The organism is Stenotrophomonas sp. YJH_SMC_27 (assembly GCF_059369815.1).
Genome location: NZ_JCAFTA010000020.1, coordinates 1 through 17,320, shown reverse-complemented (window position 1 = coordinate 17,320; position 17,320 = coordinate 1). Strand labels below are relative to the sequence as shown.

At 65.7% G+C, this 17,320-nt stretch carries 13 protein-coding genes; 4 read left to right on the top strand and 9 right to left on the bottom strand.

All coding sequences use genetic code 11. From position 1 onward, the window contains the following. Positions 1-176 precede the first annotated feature (176 nt). The 4 genes from AC5P7R_RS20660 to AC5P7R_RS20645 form a co-directional block, all read right to left on the bottom strand. Positions 177-2,141, bottom strand: coding sequence for a M2 family metallopeptidase (locus AC5P7R_RS20660; protein WP_188250366.1), 1,965 nt, complete (start codon positions 2,139-2,141; stop codon positions 177-179). Positions 2,142-2,721: 580 nt separating this feature from the next. Beyond that, positions 2,722-4,371: a phosphoethanolamine transferase gene (locus tag AC5P7R_RS20655; protein WP_021203175.1), complete on the bottom strand. Its 1,650-nt coding sequence runs from the start codon at positions 4,369-4,371 to the stop codon at positions 2,722-2,724. Beyond that, positions 4,368-5,135 carry a phosphatase PAP2 family protein gene (locus tag AC5P7R_RS20650; protein ID WP_021203176.1) on the bottom strand — a complete coding sequence of 256 codons (768 nt, stop codon included), beginning with the start codon at positions 5,133-5,135 and terminating at the stop codon, positions 4,368-4,370. The genes AC5P7R_RS20655 and AC5P7R_RS20650 overlap by 4 nt, the downstream gene beginning before the upstream one ends. Before the next feature lie 111 nt (positions 5,136-5,246). Beyond that, a complete protein-coding gene (locus AC5P7R_RS20645; RefSeq protein ID WP_478435945.1) occupies positions 5,247-6,977 on the bottom strand; it encodes an ArnT family glycosyltransferase in 1,731 nt (576 codons plus the stop codon). A 104-nt stretch (positions 6,978-7,081) separates the two neighbouring features. Between AC5P7R_RS20645 and AC5P7R_RS20640 the strand changes: the two genes are divergently transcribed. The 3 genes from AC5P7R_RS20640 to AC5P7R_RS20630 all read left to right on the top strand — a co-directional run bounded on the left by AC5P7R_RS20640 (position 7,082) and on the right by AC5P7R_RS20630 (position 10,438). Beyond that, positions 7,082-7,795 (top strand): response regulator transcription factor, encoded by a 714-nt coding sequence (locus tag AC5P7R_RS20640; protein ID WP_019662181.1) that lies wholly within the window; start codon positions 7,082-7,084, stop codon positions 7,793-7,795. Next, positions 7,782-9,068 (top strand): sensor histidine kinase, encoded by a 1,287-nt coding sequence (locus AC5P7R_RS20635; RefSeq protein ID WP_021203178.1) that lies wholly within the window; start codon positions 7,782-7,784, stop codon positions 9,066-9,068. The genes AC5P7R_RS20640 and AC5P7R_RS20635 overlap by 14 nt, the downstream gene beginning before the upstream one ends. A gap of 119 nt (positions 9,069-9,187) precedes the next feature. After that, positions 9,188-10,438 (top strand): DUF819 family protein, encoded by a 1,251-nt coding sequence (locus tag AC5P7R_RS20630; protein ID WP_021203179.1) that lies wholly within the window; start codon positions 9,188-9,190, stop codon positions 10,436-10,438. Between the two features lie 420 nt (positions 10,439-10,858). Here the strand turns inward: AC5P7R_RS20630 and AC5P7R_RS20625 are convergent, their stop codons facing one another. Both AC5P7R_RS20625 and AC5P7R_RS20620 read right to left on the bottom strand, forming a co-directional pair. Further along, positions 10,859-11,083: a YbdD/YjiX family protein gene (locus AC5P7R_RS20625; RefSeq protein ID WP_005410613.1), complete on the bottom strand. Its 225-nt coding sequence runs from the start codon at positions 11,081-11,083 to the stop codon at positions 10,859-10,861. Beyond that, positions 11,083-13,164 (bottom strand): carbon starvation CstA family protein, encoded by a 2,082-nt coding sequence (locus tag AC5P7R_RS20620; protein ID WP_227854364.1) that lies wholly within the window; start codon positions 13,162-13,164, stop codon positions 11,083-11,085. Before AC5P7R_RS20620 ends, AC5P7R_RS20625 begins: the two co-directional genes overlap by 1 nt. Positions 13,165-13,379: 215 nt before the next feature. Between AC5P7R_RS20620 and AC5P7R_RS20615 the strand changes: the two genes are divergently transcribed. After that, positions 13,380-14,231 (top strand): pirin family protein, encoded by an 852-nt coding sequence (locus AC5P7R_RS20615; RefSeq protein ID WP_019662177.1) that lies wholly within the window; start codon positions 13,380-13,382, stop codon positions 14,229-14,231. 119 nt (positions 14,232-14,350) lie between these two features. Here AC5P7R_RS20615 and AC5P7R_RS20610 read toward each other — a convergent pair whose 3' ends face one another. From AC5P7R_RS20610 to AC5P7R_RS20600, 3 genes are all read right to left on the bottom strand, one after another. Next, positions 14,351-14,809: a hypothetical protein gene (locus tag AC5P7R_RS20610; RefSeq protein ID WP_188250365.1), complete on the bottom strand. Its 459-nt coding sequence runs from the start codon at positions 14,807-14,809 to the stop codon at positions 14,351-14,353. 197 nt (positions 14,810-15,006) lie between these two features. Further along, complete coding sequence (gene aqpZ, locus AC5P7R_RS20605) at positions 15,007-15,726, bottom strand: aquaporin Z (protein WP_260808413.1); 720 nt, start codon at positions 15,724-15,726, stop codon at positions 15,007-15,009. A 120-nt stretch (positions 15,727-15,846) separates the two neighbouring features. Beyond that, complete coding sequence (locus AC5P7R_RS20600) at positions 15,847-16,710, bottom strand: pirin family protein (RefSeq protein ID WP_021203180.1); 864 nt, start codon at positions 16,708-16,710, stop codon at positions 15,847-15,849. Positions 16,711-17,320 lie beyond the last annotated feature (610 nt).

The window sequence follows — 17,320 nt, the reverse complement described above, 5'->3', positions numbered from 1 at the left end:
CCATGCCCGGCGAGCGCAGCGGTGCGATGAAGAGCCGCCGGGCATGAATCACTGTCACTGCTTGGCGAAAGGCTCCGCGCGCATGGCGATGCGTTCGCTGCAATGGCGCCCACCGGTCACGTGGGCGCGGCCCGGCGCTACATCAGGGGCGGATCCTCGCGGACCCGCCCCTTTTCTCATTTCGCCGCCGGGGCCGCGTTGGCCTGCCAGCCGCACATCTGGCCTTCGTTCTGCTGCTTCAGCCACTCGTTGACCGGTGTGAAGTACTCGATCATCGGGCCGGCATCGAGCTTGTCGGTGCCGGTCAGCTCCTTCAGCGTGGCCTGCCACGGCTGGCTGGCACCCTTGCTCAGCATCGCCCAGTACTTCTGGCCGGCTTCCTTGTTGCCGTAGAAGGTGCACTCATGCAGCGGGCCCTTGTACCCCGAGGCGTCGCACAGGCCCTTGTAGAACTGGAACTGCAGGATGCGCGCCAGGAAGTAACGGGTGTACGGGGTGTTGCCCGGCACGTGATACTTCGCGCCCGGATCGAAGAATTCTTCGCCACGGCTGCTGGCCGGGGCCACGCCCTGGTACTTGGCCTTCAGGTCCCACCATGCCTTGTTGTAGTTGTCGGCGGTGATCGAGCCATCGAACACGCCCCAGCGCCAGCGGTCGATCATCAGTCCGAATGGCAGGAACGACACGCCCGACAGCGCCATGCGCATCTGGTTGTTGATGACCGCCTCGCGGCTTTCGGTCGGCGCGTCGACCAGGCCGATCGAGCTGAGGTACTTGGGCGTCATCGCCAGCACGATGGTGTCGCCGATCGCTTCATGGAAGCCGTCGTTGGCACCGCCCTGGAACAGCGGCGGCAGCGGGTTGTAGGCCAGGTCGTAATAGATGTGGCCCAGCTCGTGGTAGATGGTGGTGAAATTCTCTTCGTTCGGCTTGATGCACATCTTTGTGCGCACGTCGCCTTCCATGTTCATGTCCCAGGCGCTGGCGTGGCAGACCACGTCGCGGTCGTCAGGCTTGATGAACTGGGTTTTTTCCCAATACGACTGCGGCAGTGACGGCATGCCCAGCGACACGTAGAAGTCCTGCGCGCGCTCGGTCATCTGCTTGGCGGTGCGCAGTTCGGCTTCGCGCTGCGCCTTGTACTGGGCCGCCACACTGGCGTCCTTGCCGGCCTTGGCCAGCGCCGCGCTCAGGTTGGTCTGGTACTGCTTTTCCAGTGCAGCGGTGATGTCCAGGCTGCCGGCACCCGGGTATGGTTCCAGCTGGTCCCACAGGTTGGACCAGTCCTGCTGCCACATGTTGCCCAGCAGGTGCGCGGCGATCAGGCCATTGCCCACTTCGGCCTTGTCCTTGCCGTAGGTCTTGTCCAGCTTGGCGCGCGCATAGCAGTGCAGCTGTTCGTACATCGGCTTGACCTGTTCCCACAGGCGATCGGTTTCCGGGCCGATCTGCTCCGGCGGCATGTCATAGCCGCTGCGCCACATCTGGCCGGCATCGGTGAAGCCCATGCCCTTGGCGCCTTCGTTCACCAGGCCGACGAACTTCTGATAGTCGCCGCGCATGTTCTTGGTGGTGCTGTGCCAGCCCTGCCAGGCGTCGAGCTGCTTGTCGTAGTCGCGGCTGCGTGCCAGCACCTGCTCCAGCTCGCCCAGCTGCCGGCAGGAGTTCGGGTCGTTGGCATCGGTGCAGTACTTGCCGGCGCCATAGCTGCCTTCCATGCGGGTGGCGATCTGGGTCAGCTCGGCCAGTTTGGCCGGGTCGCGCGGCGCCGGCATCGAGGACATCAGCTTCAGCAGGTGGATCGCGCGCTTGCTGTCCTCGCTCATCGGCTTGCCGTCGAACTTGGCTGCCTGTTCGATCCAGCTGTTGAGCTGGGTCAACGAGCGCTCGTTGGCTTTGGCTGCGATGCGTTCGGAATCACTGTTGATGTAGGTGGAGGACAGCCATTGCGCCGAGGTCATCTCCGGGTAGGCGGCCTTGAACTCGGCATTGATGCGGGCCACGAACTGGTCGGCGGTTTCGCCGGCCGGGGCGCTGCTGCTGGCGGTATCGGTGCCTGGGGCAGCTTCCTTCTTGCAGGCGGCCAGGGCCAGCGTGGCGGCGGCGATTGCCGAGGCCAGCAGGAGATGACGGTGTTTCACGGGCGGTCCTTGGGTGGTGAACGACGGCCGAAGGCTAGTGGGCCGTCGCTGCCACCGCAAGTGGCGGAAGTCGGCCGGGCCGCGCCCGGCACCCGCAGAGGCTTTCAAGCAAGGGCAAAGGCCGAAGCAACAGCAACAGCGGACTATCCGTGGTTTGGCGGGGCGCGTCCGGTTGCGGGGGGCGCCGTAAATCCGTCCATGAAGGCTCGGTCGCGCCATCCATGGCGCTCACGCCCCCGCAACCGGACCCACCCCGCCTTCGACAGATTTCCGCGACCTGTCATTGATCCACGCCATGCGTGGATGCTTTTCGAATTCAATTCGACTATTCGATTCCGATGGAAATTCATCCACGCATGGCGTGGATCTACCAGATCGGGACAATCTGTCAGAGGTGGAGCGGTGTCGGAGTGCGGGGTGTCAGCCGCATGGATGCGGCTGCCAAGCCTACATGGACGTACTTGCGGCGTCCCCGCATTCCGACACCGCCCCGCCAAGCCACGAATCGCCTGCTTCTGCTGTTGCCGTTGCTTGTGCAGTGGCCTCGGCGGGGGCAGGGCGCAGCCCTGCCGACAAACCCTCAACTCTCGCAGTTGGCGAAAACGTCGCGGTCGCGCTCGTATAGCGAGGTCTTCACCTGCATCAGGCCCAGCACCGACGGGAACAGGTTGTCATGGTCGGTATATGCCGTCGAGCGCTTGCGCACGCATTGCAGGTCCAACCCGCGGCTGCTCGCGAAGCCCGGCGAGAACCACATCGTCATCGGTACCCGGGTCTGCTCGGCCGGGGCGATGGCGTAGGGCACGCCGTGAAGGAACAGGCCTTTTTCGCCCAGCGACTCGCCATGGTCGGACAGGTAGATCATCGCCGTGTCGTAGTCCTGCATGCCCTGCAGCGTGCCGATGGTCTTGCTCAGGAAGTGATCGGTGTACAGCACGGCATTGTCGTAGCTGTTGGTGATCTCTTCGCGCGAGCAGCGGCCGATGTCACGGGTGTCGCAGGTTGGCTTGAAGCGGGCAAAGGCGGCCGGATAACGCTCGAAGTACGCAGGGCCATGGTTGCCCAGCTGGTGCAGCACCACCACCCGGTCGCCGGGCCTGGCCCGCACCTGGGTGGCCAGGTCCTGCAGCAGGATCTCATCCATGCAGCGGCCATCGGCGCACAGGCCCGGCGTGGTGGCATCGGACAGCGACTGGAAGTCCAGGCCTTCGCACACGCCCTTGCAGCCGGACTGGTTGTCACGCCACAACGGCACGATGCCGGCGCGGTCCAGGACGTGCAGCAGCGACTGGTGCGCACGGATCTTCTTTTCGTCGTAGTCGTGACGACCCCATGGCGAGAACAGGCACGGCAGCGAAACCTCGGTGCTGGTGCCGCACGAGTGCATGTCCGGGAAATTGATCACGCTGGCCTGCGCCAGTTCCGGGGTGGTGTTGCGGCCACCGTTGAGCCCCCAGTTCTGCGCACGCACGGTCTCGCCCATGACGATCACCAGCAGGCGCGGCTTGCTGGCCGGCGCGCGCGGGGTGGCCTTGGCATCGGTTCCGATCGGCAACTTCGGTGCGCGCTGCACCGGGTTGTCGCCACGCAGTGCACGCGGCATGCCCAGCAGCACATTGGCGGGCGTAGCGAGGTAACGCACTTCGCGCTGGTTGCGCATCAGTGCCGAGACATCCTGGAACGAGATCAACGCGCCGCCGACGGCGGTCACTGCGGCTACTGCAAGGAAGCCCAGCCGCCACAGCAGGCTGCGGCCCCAGCTGCGGCGGCGCAGCTGCACGCGCCACAGCACCAGCATCGGCAGCACCGCCAGCAGCAGTACCGGCCATATCAGCGACACGGTCATCAGCTCGCGGCTTTCCTTGGGGTCGGTCGCCAGCACGTTGCGCAGCATGTCCGCATCCAGGTAGATGTGGTAGCGGCCCATGTAGTGCGCGGCGAACGCGGTCACCAGCAGCAGCAGGCTGATCACCACCTTGGCATTCCAGCGCCAGACCAGGATGCCGAGCAGCACGCCGTGCGCACCCAGCAGCAACAGCAGCAGCGACAGCGCGTAGCGCAGGCTGCCCGGATGGCTGGCCATCGCGCTGTGCCAGAACAGGCCGTTGCCGGCCACCGCGAAGAACAGGCTGGTCAGCGCGATCAGCGCTTCGGTGGACAGCTGTGGCCGCCAGTGGCGAAGACCCGCCAACGCAGAAGGGCCGGCGGGGCGTTGGACCGATGCACTCATGCGTTTGCCTCCTGGCGGTTGGGACGGTCCAGCGGATGGCGGATCAGGATGCCTTTGACGATCAGGTACAGGCCGAGTGACAGCAACCAACATATCAACGCGGTGGCAACATCATGCGAAAGGAAATGCGCGCCGCGCAGCTGCTGGCTGATGCCGAACACCAGGCCGGTGCCGAGGCCGATCCACAACCCAGCCCAGCGCCACGACGGGCGCCACAGCAGGGCGAAATAGTACAGGCACAGCCACGCATAGCCCGCGCTGGCGTGGCCGGCAGGGAAGCACGCCTGGGCGGGCATTCCGGCCGGGCGCTGCGTGAAAAGGCCGATATAGGGCTGATGGCCACCGTAGCGCAGCAGGTCCCAGGGACATTCCATCGGCACCAGGGCCTTCAGCAGGGAGATCACGCCCGTCCCCAGCGCCATGGCAATTACGACATAAAGCAGCGCCCATCGCAGGGTGCGATCGCCTCCCTTGCGCCAGTGGTGCACGCACAACAGGATCGCGACCAGCGCCGCCGACGTGCTCAGCCATTTGCCGGCCTTGTGCACCACTGTGCGGGTGACCCAGGCGTCCTGCAACGCCCAGTGGCCACCTTCAAGACGGAACAGGTGATCGGCGACCCATTGATCGCCGCCGAAACCCATCAGCAGCGTAAACAGGGGCAGACCGATTGCGACAGGCAGCCAGAAGTGAGTTACGGCGAATCTTGACGCCAGTGGCGATGTCGCAGGCGGCGCAACCGCATCAATGGGACGAACGGGCATGCTGGGAAGGGGCGGTTCGGGAATCCGCGCTCATGCTCGTCACCTTGATGTCGGAGAAGGGTCGGACGCCCGTTCGCGCCGGGTTAATGACTCCCCGGCGCACGTCAACGTTCAGTCTTCGTCTGCGGTCGATCCTGTCCGTTCGGCGTGGCATTTCGGGTCCCAGGCCGTACCGGGAAGCAGTTGCCAACGATTCCTGTTGGCCATGCCGATGTCGATCACTTTGGCCGGGTCCACGCAGGGACTCATTGCATCGTCCAGCACCAGCAGCCAGCGCTTGTCCGGCGCTTCGGCGAGCCAGGGGCCGGCATCGTGCCATTGCTCGGCCCAAGGCCGCTTGAAGCCGAACTCGCGCACCGCGCGGTCGGCCTGCAGCAGGTTCTGCTCGCGCCAGGCGACCAGCGCCAGTTCGGCGTCCGGCCCGATCCGTGCGCCGACCCGGCGCATCAGCGCCGATGCCGAAGCGTAGGGATCCAGCGCCGGAATCAACACCAGGCCGTAGAGCATCCACAGCATGCCGTGGGTCAGCAGCACCAGCGTTGCGGCGCGGCGCACCCGCAGCCACACGATCAGCGTGGCCAGGGCGATGGCGAAGGTCAGCAGGCCATCGCCCAGCACCGGCAGCAGCGTATCGGGCATTGCCCGGCGCTCAAGCTGCGCAAGGGCCCAAGGGTGCTCGGTCAACAGCATGACGCCGAGCACGCCGGTGGCCAGCATCAGCACCACGCTGTAGCCGAACAGGTAGCGGCGCACGCACAGCCGGCGCAGCAGGCCCGGCAGCAGTGGCGCCGCCGCCAGTGCCATTGCCGGCAGCATCGGCAGCACATACACCTCACGCTTGCCCGGGCTGGCGCTGAAGAACACCAGCACCAGAATGGCCCAGCCGAGCAGCAGCCACTGCCGGCGGTCGCCTCGGCGGAGGCGGCGCCACCAGGGTCTGAACAGCATCGGCAGCAACAGGCTGCCGGGCAGCCACAGGGTCAGGATCACCTGCAGGTAGTACCAGACCGGTTGGCGGTGGTGCCAGGCGTTGGCATAGCGGGTACCGGTCTGCTTGAACAACAGCTCATGCGCGTAGGCCTGCAGTTCGGCGCTGGGCGTGTGCAGCAGGGCCCAGCCCAGCGGCGCAAGCCACACCGACACGCCCAGCAGGAAGGCCGGGATCAGCCACAGCAGCGTTGCCGGGTGCGGACCATCCCCCCTGAGGCCGCGGCAACGCTGGTACAGCCACCAGCCGAACCATGGCAGCACCATCAACAGCGGCAGGAAACCCACACCCTTGGTCACTGTCCCCAGGCCGGCCGCGAAACCCGCCAGCCACAGTGCGGGCAGGTTGCGGCGCTCGCAGAGATGGCGCATCAGGCCCCACAGGGCCACCGTGGTCATGCCCACCAGCACCATGTCGATCTGCGCGCGCTTGGCCATCAGCCCGAACTGCAGGGTGCAGAACAGCGCCGCCAAGGCATACAGGGAATGCCGCGGTGACCACAGCCGGCGTGCCAGATCCGACACCAGCCACAGGCTGAGCAGGGCGCCCAGCAGCGACGGCAGCAGGAACGACCACTGCCAGCTGCCGACGATCTCGTAGGCCGCCGCCTGCAGCCACATGAAGACCGGCGGCTTCTCCGCATACAGCTCCACGCCCCGGTGCGGCAGCAGCCATTGCCCGCTTTCGACCATGGTCCGGGCCGCCAGCACGAAGCGCGGCTCGTCCGGCGGCTGCGGCTGCCGAAGGCCGATCCCCGCTGCCAGCGCAGCAACGATCAACAGCCACAACAGGGGCAGGCGCCAACGGCGGGGCAGGGCTACGGGCACGGCAGGCTCCGGGAGCAAAACGGCCATTCTGAGGTGGCGGGGGTGGGAAAAGCGTCAGAGCGGGGCCGGGGCGACCGCATTCCGACATGCGCGGCGCTACCATGGTACGAACTTCCGTGGGTGTTTCGTGCATGCGTCTGTTGGTGATCGAGGACAACCGCCAGCTGGTAGCCAACCTGTTCGACTATTTCGAGTCGCGCGGGCATGTGCTTGACGTGGCCCCGGATGGCATCACCGGCCTGCACCTGGCCGGCAGCCACCCTTACGACGCCGTGATCCTGGACTGGATGCTGCCGCGCATGGAGGGCCCGGAGGTGCTGCGCCGGCTGCGCGCCGAGCAAGCATCGGAAGTGCCGGTGATCATGCTGACCGCGCGTGACGAGCTGCCGGACAAGATTGCCGGCTTCCGCGCCGGTGCCGACGACTACCTGACCAAGCCGTTCGCGCTGCCAGAACTGGAGGTGCGGCTGGAGGCGCTGTTGCTGCGTGCGCAGGGCCGCAACCCGCGCAAGCGCCTGCAGGTGGGCGACCTGGTACTGGATCTGGCAACGCTGGAGGCCCAGCGTGGGGGCCAGCTGCTGCACCTGTACCCGGCCTGCCGCAAATTGCTGGAAGTGCTGATGCGGGCCAGCCCGGGGGCGGTGACACGACAGCAGCTGGAGTTCGCCCTGTGGGGCGATGAGCCGCCGGATGGTGACCTGCTGCGCTCGCACGTCTACGAGTTGCGTCGCAGCGTCGACGGCCCGTTCGCCAAGAAACTGATCCACACGCTGCCGCGGGTGGGCTACCGGTTGGCGGTGAGTTCCACCAGCGATGCCGGCAAGGATGACGATGAAGGCGCGTAAGCCGGGCCCGTTGTACCGTCGGGTCGTGTGGTGGTTGCTGGGCTATCTGGCGCTGCTTTCACTGGCGGTGTTCAGCGTTGGCAACTATGTGCACGAGCATGCCGAGCACGCCGCCTGGCGCGCACTGCTCAACTCCGAACTGGACAGCATCGTCGAGCACGTCGAGCATGAGCCGCATTACCGCTGGCAGGATTCGGACACGCTCAGCCTGTATCGCTTCGATGCGGTCAACCTGCCCGACGCTCTGCGTACGTTGCATCCGGGGCTGCATGACGGCGTAATGATCAAGGGCCGTGAGACGGCGGTGATGGTGCGCGAAACCGAGTCGATGGGCCGGGTCGCGCTGGTTCTGGACATTTCCGATTTTCATGACTTGGAACAGTTCGCCACGCGCTGGGTGATGCTGGCCGGGGTGATCATGATCTTCGTCACCGTACTGATGGCGTCGTTCGGCATGGAACGCATGGTGCGCCCGCTGAGCCTGCTGGCACAGCACATCGCCGCGTTGCGGCCGGGCGTGCAGGGCCAGCGCATCGAGGTCGATCCACGCGGCAGTTCCGAACTGCATACCATCGCCGATGCACTGAACGATTACCTTGACCGCAATGAGCAGTTCGTCGAGCGTGAGCGGGTCTTCATCAGCACCGCCAGCCACGAACTGCGCACGCCGATTGCCGTGATGACCGGTGCCGCCGAACTGGCACTGGAGCAACCGGGCCTGCCCGAGCGCGCCCGCCAGCAGATGCAGCGGGTGTTGCGAACGGCGCAGAGCGTGGAGCAGTTGATCGAGCTGCTGCTGGTGCTGGCGCGCGATCCGGCGCGCCTGGCGGCGCGTGCCGAGCGCATCGCGCTGGACCAGCTGCTGCCGGAGATCGTCGACGACCATCGCCACCTCCTCGGCGACAAGGACCTGAGCATCGGTATCCAGGCCGCGCCGGTGGATATCGTCGCGCCGATGGCGGTGGTGCAGGCGGCGATCGGCAACCTGCTGCGCAATGCCATCGAGAACAGCGGTCGCGGCCATATCGAACTGCAGCTGAGTCCGTCGGCGGTGCTGACCCTGCAGGACCCCGGGCACGGCATGAGCCCGGAGGAGATCGCGGCGATCCATGCACGCATGGCCCGCGGCGGGCGTGCCGACCGTGGCAGCGGCATCGGCCTGGACCTGATCGCGCGGCTGTGTGAACACCTGGGCTGGACACTGCAGTTGCAGCCCTGCGAGCTGCGCGGGACACGCGTCACCCTGGACTTTGGCGCTTCGCGCCCCGCCTGATCAAGCGGCCGACCTGCTCCGCGCTGCGGCATGACCCGGCGTGAAGACAGTGTTAATCTGGAACTGCGCCGCTTTATGCGGCGCTTTTTTTTCCGCTCTTTCGATCGACAGAGGATCCCATGCCGACCGAACCCGCTACCGCCCTGATCAGCAACGATATCGTTGGACTGGGCCTGATCGCCGCCACCCTGGCCCTGATCTTCTGGGCTGCCAGTGGTCCGACCCCCTTGTTGAAGAAGATCTTCGCCTGGGTGCCGGCGCTGCTGCTGTGCTACTTCATTCCCGCCATCTACAACACCGCCGGTGTCATCGATGGCCACAACACCTCGCTGTACAACCCGGTCGCGCGTGACGTGCTGCTGCCGGCTGCACTGGTCCTGCTGACCCTGTCGATCGATCTGAAGGGCGTCATCAAGCTCGGCCCGAAGCTGTTGCTCGTGTTCTGTGCCGGTACCGCTGGCATCATGCTCGGCGCAATCGTCTCGTTCCAGCTGATGAAGCTGATCCACCCGGAAACCGTGGCCGGTGATACCTGGGCCGGCATGGCCGCGCTGGCCGGCAGCTGGATCGGTGGCGGCGCCAACATGGTGGCCATGCGCGAGGTGTTCGGCACCGACGCCACCACCTTCGGCCAGTTCGCCGTGGTCGACGTGGCCTGTGCCAGCCTGTGGATGGCGATCCTGCTGTTCCTGGCCAACCGCGCGCAGCAGATCGACACCCGCAACGGGGCCGATACCCGCGCCATCGACGAGATGAAGGCACGGATCAGCGCCTACGAGGCACAGAACGCGCGCATTCCCAGCATGACCGACCTGATGGTGATCGTCGGCGTGGCTCTGGGTGGCGTCGGCCTGGCCCACGCCATCGCCGCGCCGCTGTCGGGCTGGTTCAAGGCCAATATCAGCTGGGCCAGCCAGTTCAGCCTGGACAGCCAGTTCGTGTGGGTGATCCTGCTGTCCACGGCGATGGGCCTGGGCCTGAGCTTCACCCGTGCGCGCCGGCTGGAAGCGGCAGGCGCTTCGCGGCTGGGCACGGTGTTCCTTTACTTCCTGATTGCCTGCATCGGCATGCAGATGAACCTGCTGTCGCTGCTGGACAGGCCGTGGCTGTTCCTGCTCGGCGCGATCTGGATGGCCACCCACGTGCTGGTGCTGTGGGTGGTGGCCAAGCTGCTGCGCGCGCCGCTGTTCTTCTTCGCCATTGGTTCGCAGGGCAACATCGGCGCAGCCGCTTCGGCTCCCGTGGTGGCAGCAGCGTTCCACCCGACGCTGGCGCCGGTGGGCGTGCTGCTGGGTACGGTGGGCTATGCCACCGGCACCGGGCTGGCGTATGTCACCGGCCTGATCCTGAAGTGGATGGCCGGCGGCTGAGTCCTGAGCTGACGATCATGTTGCGTGTTCACGGCAATTGCCGTGGACACGCTTTCCCCGTGCAGAGCCGAGCCCACGCTCGGCTTTCTTTTTGCCTGCCACCGGATAGATCCACGTCATGCGTGGATGCACTTCATGGGTATCCATGAACAAAGAAAGGACAGATCCGTTTCCCCGCGGAAACGGATCTGCCCCCTGATGCTTCTTGCCGTCAACGGAAATCTGTCGAAGGTGGGGTGGTGTCGGATGGCGGGGTGTCCGCGGCATGGATGCTGCGGCCAAGCCCCCAAGGACGGGTTTACGGCTTCCCGCCATCCGACACCACCCCGCCAAATTCACGGAAAACCAGAGCCGACGCTTTCGCCGTTGCAGTTGCAGTTGCCTCTGCGGGCGCCGGGCTGCAAGCCCGGCACCCAACCCTCAACAGCAGCGGCCACCATTGCGCCCACCGTAGCGCGCTTCCTGGCGTTCGCGGAAGAACGTCTTGTAGTCCATTGGCTCCTGGTCCGGGTGCTTTTCCAGCATGTGCCGGACATAGTTGTCGTAATCGGGAATGCCACAGCACAGACGTGCGGTCTGCACCAGGCGCCGCCAGATGCGGCGGTGCGCCTGGTACTGGCCGGCGGGAACCAGTTGCGTGCTCATCACAGATCCACCATTTCGTGCGGCTTCAGTGCCACGTAAGGGGTCTCGCGGTCGCTGCGCTGCGGATTGCGGCGTGCCGCCAGGATGGTCTTGATCGAATACACCAGCACAGCGCCCACCACCAGCAGGAACAGCGCGGTCAGGCCGGTGTTGACGTAGGCATTGACCACGATCTGCTTCATCTGCGCCACCGATTTGGCCGGTGCGGTGATGGTGTCGCTGGCAATGGCAGCCTGGAACTTGTGTGCCTGGGCCAGGAACCCCTGTGCCGGGTTGCTGTCGAAGATCTTGATGAAGCCGGCATAGGTGGTGCAGATCAGCAGCCACACCGCCGGTACCCCGGTGACCCACGCATAGCGGTCACGCTTCATCTTGAACAGCACCACCGTGCCCAGCATCAGCGCGATGCCAGCCAGCATCTGGTTGGAGATGCCGAACAGCGGCCACAGCGTCTGGATGCCGCCGAACGGATCGACCACGCCGGTATAGAGCAGGTAGCCCCACAGTGCCACGCAACCCGCAGTGCCGATGATGTTGGCGGTCCACGATTCGGTCTTCTTCAGGGCCGGCACGAAATTGCCCAGCAGGTCCTGCAGCATGAAGCGTCCGGCGCGGGTGCCGGCGTCCACTGCGGTCAGGATGAACAGTGCTTCGAACAGGATCGCGAAGTGGTACCAGAACGCCATCATCGCGTCGCTGCCACTGGGAATCGCTTCGTGCAGGATCTGCGCGATGCCCACCGCCAGCGTTGGCGCGCCACCGGCGCGATGCAGGATGGTCGGTTCACCGATCGCCGCCGCGGTCGCGGTCAGTTGTTCGGGCGTGATGGTGAAGCCCCAGGTGTTGGTGATGTAGTGCGCCGCCGAGGCCGCATCGGCACCGATCACCGCCGCCGGGCTGTTCATCGCGAAGTAGATGCCCGGGTCGATGATCGAGGCCGCCACCAGCGCCATCACCGCCACGAACGATTCCATCAGCATGCCGCCGTAGCCGATGTAGCGCATGTGCGCTTCATTGGCCAGCAGCTTCGGCGTGGTGCCGGACGAAATCAGCGCATGGAAGCCCGACACCGCACCGCAGGCGATGGTGATGAACAGGAACGGGAACATGCCGCCCTTCCACACTGGGCCATCACCGCTGGCGGCGAACTGGGTCAGCGCCGGCATCTTCAGTTCCGGCATCACGATCAGGATGCCGACGGCCAGCGCGATGATGGTACCGATCTTGAGGAAGGTCGACAGGTAGTCGCGCGGGGCCAGCAGCAGCCACACCGGCAGCACCGAGGCGACGAAGCCGTAGCCGATCAGCATCCAGGTGATCTGGGTGCCGGTGAAGGTGAACGCCGGGCCCCACACCGGGTCGGCGGCGACCTTGCCGCCGTACCAGATTGCGGCCAGCAGCAGGATCAGGCCGACCACCGAGATCTCGCCGATCCTGCCAGGGCGGATATAGCGCATGTAGACGCCCATCAGGATCGCGATGGGCATCGTCGCGATCACCGTGAACATGCCCCACGGGCTTTCGGCCAGCGCCTTGACCACCACCATCGCCAGCACCGCCAGGATGATGATCATGATCAGGAACGCACCGAACAGGGCGATGGTGCCGGGTACCTGGCCCATCTCCTCGCGCACCAGGTCACCCAGCGAGCGGCCGTTGCGACGGCTGGACAGGAACAGCACCATGAAGTCCTGCACTGCGCCGGCCAGCACCACGCCCACCACCAGCCACAGCAGGCCGGGCAGGTAGCCCATCTGCGCGGCCAGCACCGGGCCGACCAGCGGGCCGGCGCCGGCAATGGCGGCGAAGTGGTGGCCGAACAGCACGTGCTTGTTGGTCGGCACGTAGTCCAGGCCATCGTTGTTGATCACCGCCGGGGTGGCCCGGGTCGGATCCAGCTGCATCACCTTGTTGGCGATGAACAGGCTGTAGAAGCGGTAGGCGACCAGGTACAGCGAAACCGCAGCGACGACGATCCACAGCGCATTGATGTGCTCGCCGCGGCGCAGTGCCACGGTGCCCAGACAGAATGCGCCGAGCAGGGCGAGTACCGCCCAGCCCAGTTTTGAAAACCCTTTCATGAGGTGCTCTCTCCCGGAAAGACAGTCAAAGAGTCCCGCTTGCCTTCGACAGGGTCAATTGGCGCAGGACGAATCGGCGGTAGTACTTTGGTCGTACGTTCGTTGTGCTGACGTGCAGCGAACATCAGGGATGGAACAATCGGTTGCGGCGCCATCCATTGGCGTACGGCCGTATGGCGTCCATCTTCACTGGCATCCATCCAACAGGAGTCGCCATGAGCCTTCCCGAACCGGCCCGCGTGCTGCGCACCATCCGTGGCCTGCCCACCTCCGACGGTGCTGGCGTGCGCCTGACCCGCGTCATCGGCGGCCCCACGCTGCCCGATCTGGATCCGTTCCTGCTGCTCGATGAATTCGGAACCGACCGCGCCGAGGATTACATCGCCGGCTTCCCGGAACATCCGCACCGCGGTTTCGAGACCGTCACCTACATGCTCGACGGGCGCATGCGGCATCGCGACAACCACGGCAACGAAGGCCTGCTGACCCCGGGCAGCGTGCAGTGGATGACCGCTGGGCGTGGCCTGGTGCATTCGGAGATGCCCGAGCAGGAAAGCGGGCAGATGCGCGGCTTCCAGCTGTGGGTGAACCTGCCGGCAAAGGAGAAGATGACTGACCCGAAGTACCAGGAATTCGCGCCCGAGCGGATTCCGGTGGTGCAGCCGGAGCCGGGTGTGACAGTGAAGGTGATTGCCGGCAGCGTGGACGGCACCCGGGGTCCGATCGTGCAACCGGCCACCGATCCGCTCTACCTCGACATCACCTTGGCGCCTGATCGGGCCTGGACCTACACGCTGCCGGAAGGGCACAACGCCTTTGCCTACGTGTTCGAGGGCGGGCTGACGGTGGGCGAGCAGGACGCTGCGCGCGACGTTGCACGCCAGGAACTGGCAGTGTTGGGCGGAGGCGAGCAACTGCACCTCTCGGCGGGCAGTGAAGGCGCGCGGTTGATCCTGGTTGCCGGCCGTCCGCTGCGCGAACCGGTGATGCGCCATGGCCCCTTCGTGATGAACACGCGGCAGGAACTGATGCAGGCCTTCGTCGATTTCCAGGAAGGCAAGTTCTGATGGATTGCGCCGGGCATGGCCCGTCGAAAGAAGCCGGCAACGCCGCCGGGCCACGCCCGGCGGACGTCCCGCGAGTCGGATCCTGCGGGGATGCTGCCAGGCAGTCATCCCCGTCACCTTCAGCGCCCCGCGGCCACGGCTGACGGGGTCAGGCTCATGCCCTGCGCCAACTGCTGCAGCGAGCCCAGCTCCTGGGCGCTGTCCGGGTACAGCGAAATCTGCGCGTAGCGCTTCTTGTCCAGCTTGACCACGCTGATGCGGCGCTCGGCATAGCCGGGCGGCTGCTGGCCACCGAGATCGGGCTGGTACCAGTAAAGTGGTTCACCGCCGAAGCTGCCTTTTTCCTGGCGCAGTGCCCGGTTCAACGGAATATTGGGGTCACGCGCGCTGAGCATCAGGCTCAGTACCTCGCGTCCATCCCCGGTGCTGGCGCGGCAGACCAGAAGGTCGGCCAACACCTGCTGCTGCCACTGCAGGCCACTGCTGGCCGGCAACGAAGGACATTCCGCGGGAGCCTGCGCGGCAGCCTGGGCTGCGGCGAACAGCAGGCTCGACAACACTACAGGCGCGAACTTCATGCATCCCCCAAGGTGGTCGGTCGTGTGGCTCCACCAGAAGGACTGGCGGCTGTGGCATCCCATCCCCGGATGCCGCCCCGCCCGGCGTGTGCACGGACGGTCAACTCAACCTTAACGGAACGTGAGCGATCGCACAAATCGAAGTTGCAGACGTAACCATTGCGGCCGATGGTCGGCCGCAATGGTGCGCACAGGCCTCAGCGGTCGTTGCCGATCCACTTGTAGATGATGCCGCCGATCGCGCCGCCCAGCAGCGGGGCGACCCAGAACAGCCACAACTGGCTTACTGCGCCGCTGCCGGCGAAGAAGGCCACGGCGGTGGAACGGGCCGGGTTCACCGAGGTGTTGGTGACCGGGATGCTGATCAGGTGGATCAGGGTCAGCGACAGGCCGATCGCCAGTGGCGCAAAGCCAGCCGGCGCCTTGCCATGGGTGGCGCCCATGATCACGATCAGGAACACGGCGGTCAGCACCACTTCGCACAGGAAGGCCGCTGCCACGCTGTAACCGCCAGGCGACAGCGCGCCATACCCATTGCTGGCGAACGCACCGGCCTGGCTGCCATCGATGGCGAAGCCGCTGGCCCCCGACGCGATCTGCAGCAGGATGAAGCCGGCCAGCAGGCCGCCAACCACCTGGGCGATGATGTACGGCACGAGGTCCTTGGTCGGGAAGCGGCCGCCGGCCCACAGGCCGACGCTGACTGCCGGATTGAAGTGCGCGCCGGAGATATGGCCGAACGCATAGGCGCCGGTCACCACGGTCAGGCCAAAGGCCAGGGCGACGCCGAGGAACCCGATACCCAGCGGATTGCCGTCGCCACCGAACTTGGCGGCCAGCACCGCGCTGCCACAGCCGCCCAACACCAGCCAGAACGTGCCGAGGAATTCGGCGGACAAGCGTTTACCCATGCTCATGTGTTGCACTCCTTTGAGGGCGAAAGTGTGATTTATGTCACATTTCAGTGCTCAGCGGGTGACTGTAGCGTCAACGCCGGGTGCAGGGATACACCCTCGGATGTGTGCAACACGCGATGTTCAATACTGCGGCAGCGGAATGAACTCCTTGTCGTCGCCCGGAATGGTGCCGAATCGGCCGGCCTCCCAATCGTGCTTGGCCTGCTCGATGCGCTCCTTCGAGCTGGATACGAAGTTCCACCACAGGTGGCGCGGGCCATCCAGCGGCTCGCCACCGAACAGCATCGCCTTCACCGGCGTCTTCGCGCGCAGGCGGCCGCGTGCGCCGGCCTCGGGAATCACCAGATGCTGTGCAGGGATGTCCACGCCATCCAGCTGTGCGTCGCCTTCGAGGATGTACAGCGCGCGCTCGCGGTGGCCGTCATCGATATCGATCTCCGCATCCGGGTCGAGATCGATCGCCACGTTGAGGGTATCGGCGAACACCTTCACCGGCGATTCCTCGCCATAGGCGCGGCCGGCGATCACCCGCAGCCAGGCACCGTTGCGGCGCTGCTCGGGCAGTGTAGCCGCGGCATGGTGGTAGAAGGCCGGTTCGATTTCCTCGTGCGATTTCGGCAGCGCCACCCAGGTCTGCATGCCGTGGATCGGGTTGTCGTGGGCGCGGTCCGGTTGCGGTGTCCGCTCGGAATGGGCAATGCCGCGACCAGCGGTCATCCAGTTGACGTCGCCGGGACGGATCACCTGGTCCGACCCCAGCGTGTCGCGGTGGCCGATCGCGCCCGACCACAGGTAGGTCACGGTGGCCAGGCCGATATGTGGATGCGGGCGCACGTCGATGGCGGTGCCGGGGTGCATGAGTGCCGGGCCCATCTGGTCGACGAACACGAACGAGCCGATGCTGCGCGCCTGCAGGGTGGGGACGGCGCGACGGACTTCGAGGCCGCCGATGTCGTGCACGCGCGGGGCGATGATGGTGGTCATGCGGGCGTTCTCGCTGGCAGGGATCAGGTGGTCAGCATCGCATGCAGCTGTGACGGGTACATGCCCCGTATGGGTAACAGGTTGTTCCAGCCAACGGCGCAGCCCCTCGTGGCTGGCTGGTTGGTCGCTGAAGGCAGAAGCAAAAGCAGAAGCCGCGCGTGGCCGGGCGGGTGGGTGGCGCAGGGGACGCTGCAAGTACGTCCATGTAAGCTCGATCGCCGCATCCATGCGGCTCACGCCCCTGCGCAACCCACCCGCCCGGCCTCTGACAGTTTCCGTGTGCTGTCCAGCCACGGAGAAGAAAAAGAAAATCAAAAGCAAACGCCGGTCGCTTCGCTCCTGGTGTCGACCAAGGTCGACACCCACCAGTTCGCAATGATCCGTGCCGACCAAGGTCGACACCTACCAGTCATCGCAGTTCACCCACCGTCACCGGGAAACTGTCAGGGGTGGGGCGGTGTCGGGTTGCGGGGTGTCTGATCTGGCCCCCTGAAAACGGACGCCATGAAGCCGTTTCAGGCGGCAGCCCGGAGCTGCCGGGCGTAGTTGTTAGGCGAGTGGTAGCCCAGCGCCGAGTGTAGCCGGGCTGGATTGTAGAAGCCGTGGATGT

Excerpts from the sequence above, each read along its gene's own strand:
- AC5P7R_RS20625 (WP_005410613.1), bottom strand. The coding sequence starts at position 11,083 with ATGAGCACGCAACTGGTTCCCGCCGGCCAGTACCAGGCGCACCGCCGC.
- AC5P7R_RS20600 (WP_021203180.1), bottom strand. The coding sequence starts at position 16,710 with ATGACCACCATCATCGCCCCGCGCGTGCACGACATCGGCGGCCTCGAA.
- aqpZ (WP_260808413.1), bottom strand. The coding sequence starts at position 15,726 with ATGAGCATGGGTAAACGCTTGTCCGCCGAATTCCTCGGCACGTTCTGG.
- AC5P7R_RS20640 (WP_019662181.1), top strand. The coding sequence starts at position 7,082 with ATGCGTCTGTTGGTGATCGAGGACAACCGCCAGCTGGTAGCCAACCTG.
- AC5P7R_RS20650 (WP_021203176.1), bottom strand. The coding sequence starts at position 5,135 with ATGCCCGTTCGTCCCATTGATGCGGTTGCGCCGCCTGCGACATCGCCA.
- AC5P7R_RS20645 (WP_478435945.1), bottom strand. The coding sequence starts at position 6,977 with ATGGCCGTTTTGCTCCCGGAGCCTGCCGTGCCCGTAGCCCTGCCCCGC.
- AC5P7R_RS20635 (WP_021203178.1), top strand. The coding sequence starts at position 7,782 with ATGAAGGCGCGTAAGCCGGGCCCGTTGTACCGTCGGGTCGTGTGGTGG.
- AC5P7R_RS20620 (WP_227854364.1), bottom strand. The coding sequence starts at position 13,164 with ATGAAAGGGTTTTCAAAACTGGGCTGGGCGGTACTCGCCCTGCTCGGC.
- AC5P7R_RS20610 (WP_188250365.1), bottom strand. The coding sequence starts at position 14,809 with ATGAAGTTCGCGCCTGTAGTGTTGTCGAGCCTGCTGTTCGCCGCAGCC.
- AC5P7R_RS20655 (WP_021203175.1), bottom strand. The coding sequence starts at position 4,371 with ATGAGTGCATCGGTCCAACGCCCCGCCGGCCCTTCTGCGTTGGCGGGT.
- AC5P7R_RS20615 (WP_019662177.1), top strand. The coding sequence starts at position 13,380 with ATGAGCCTTCCCGAACCGGCCCGCGTGCTGCGCACCATCCGTGGCCTG.
- AC5P7R_RS20630 (WP_021203179.1), top strand. The coding sequence starts at position 9,188 with ATGCCGACCGAACCCGCTACCGCCCTGATCAGCAACGATATCGTTGGA.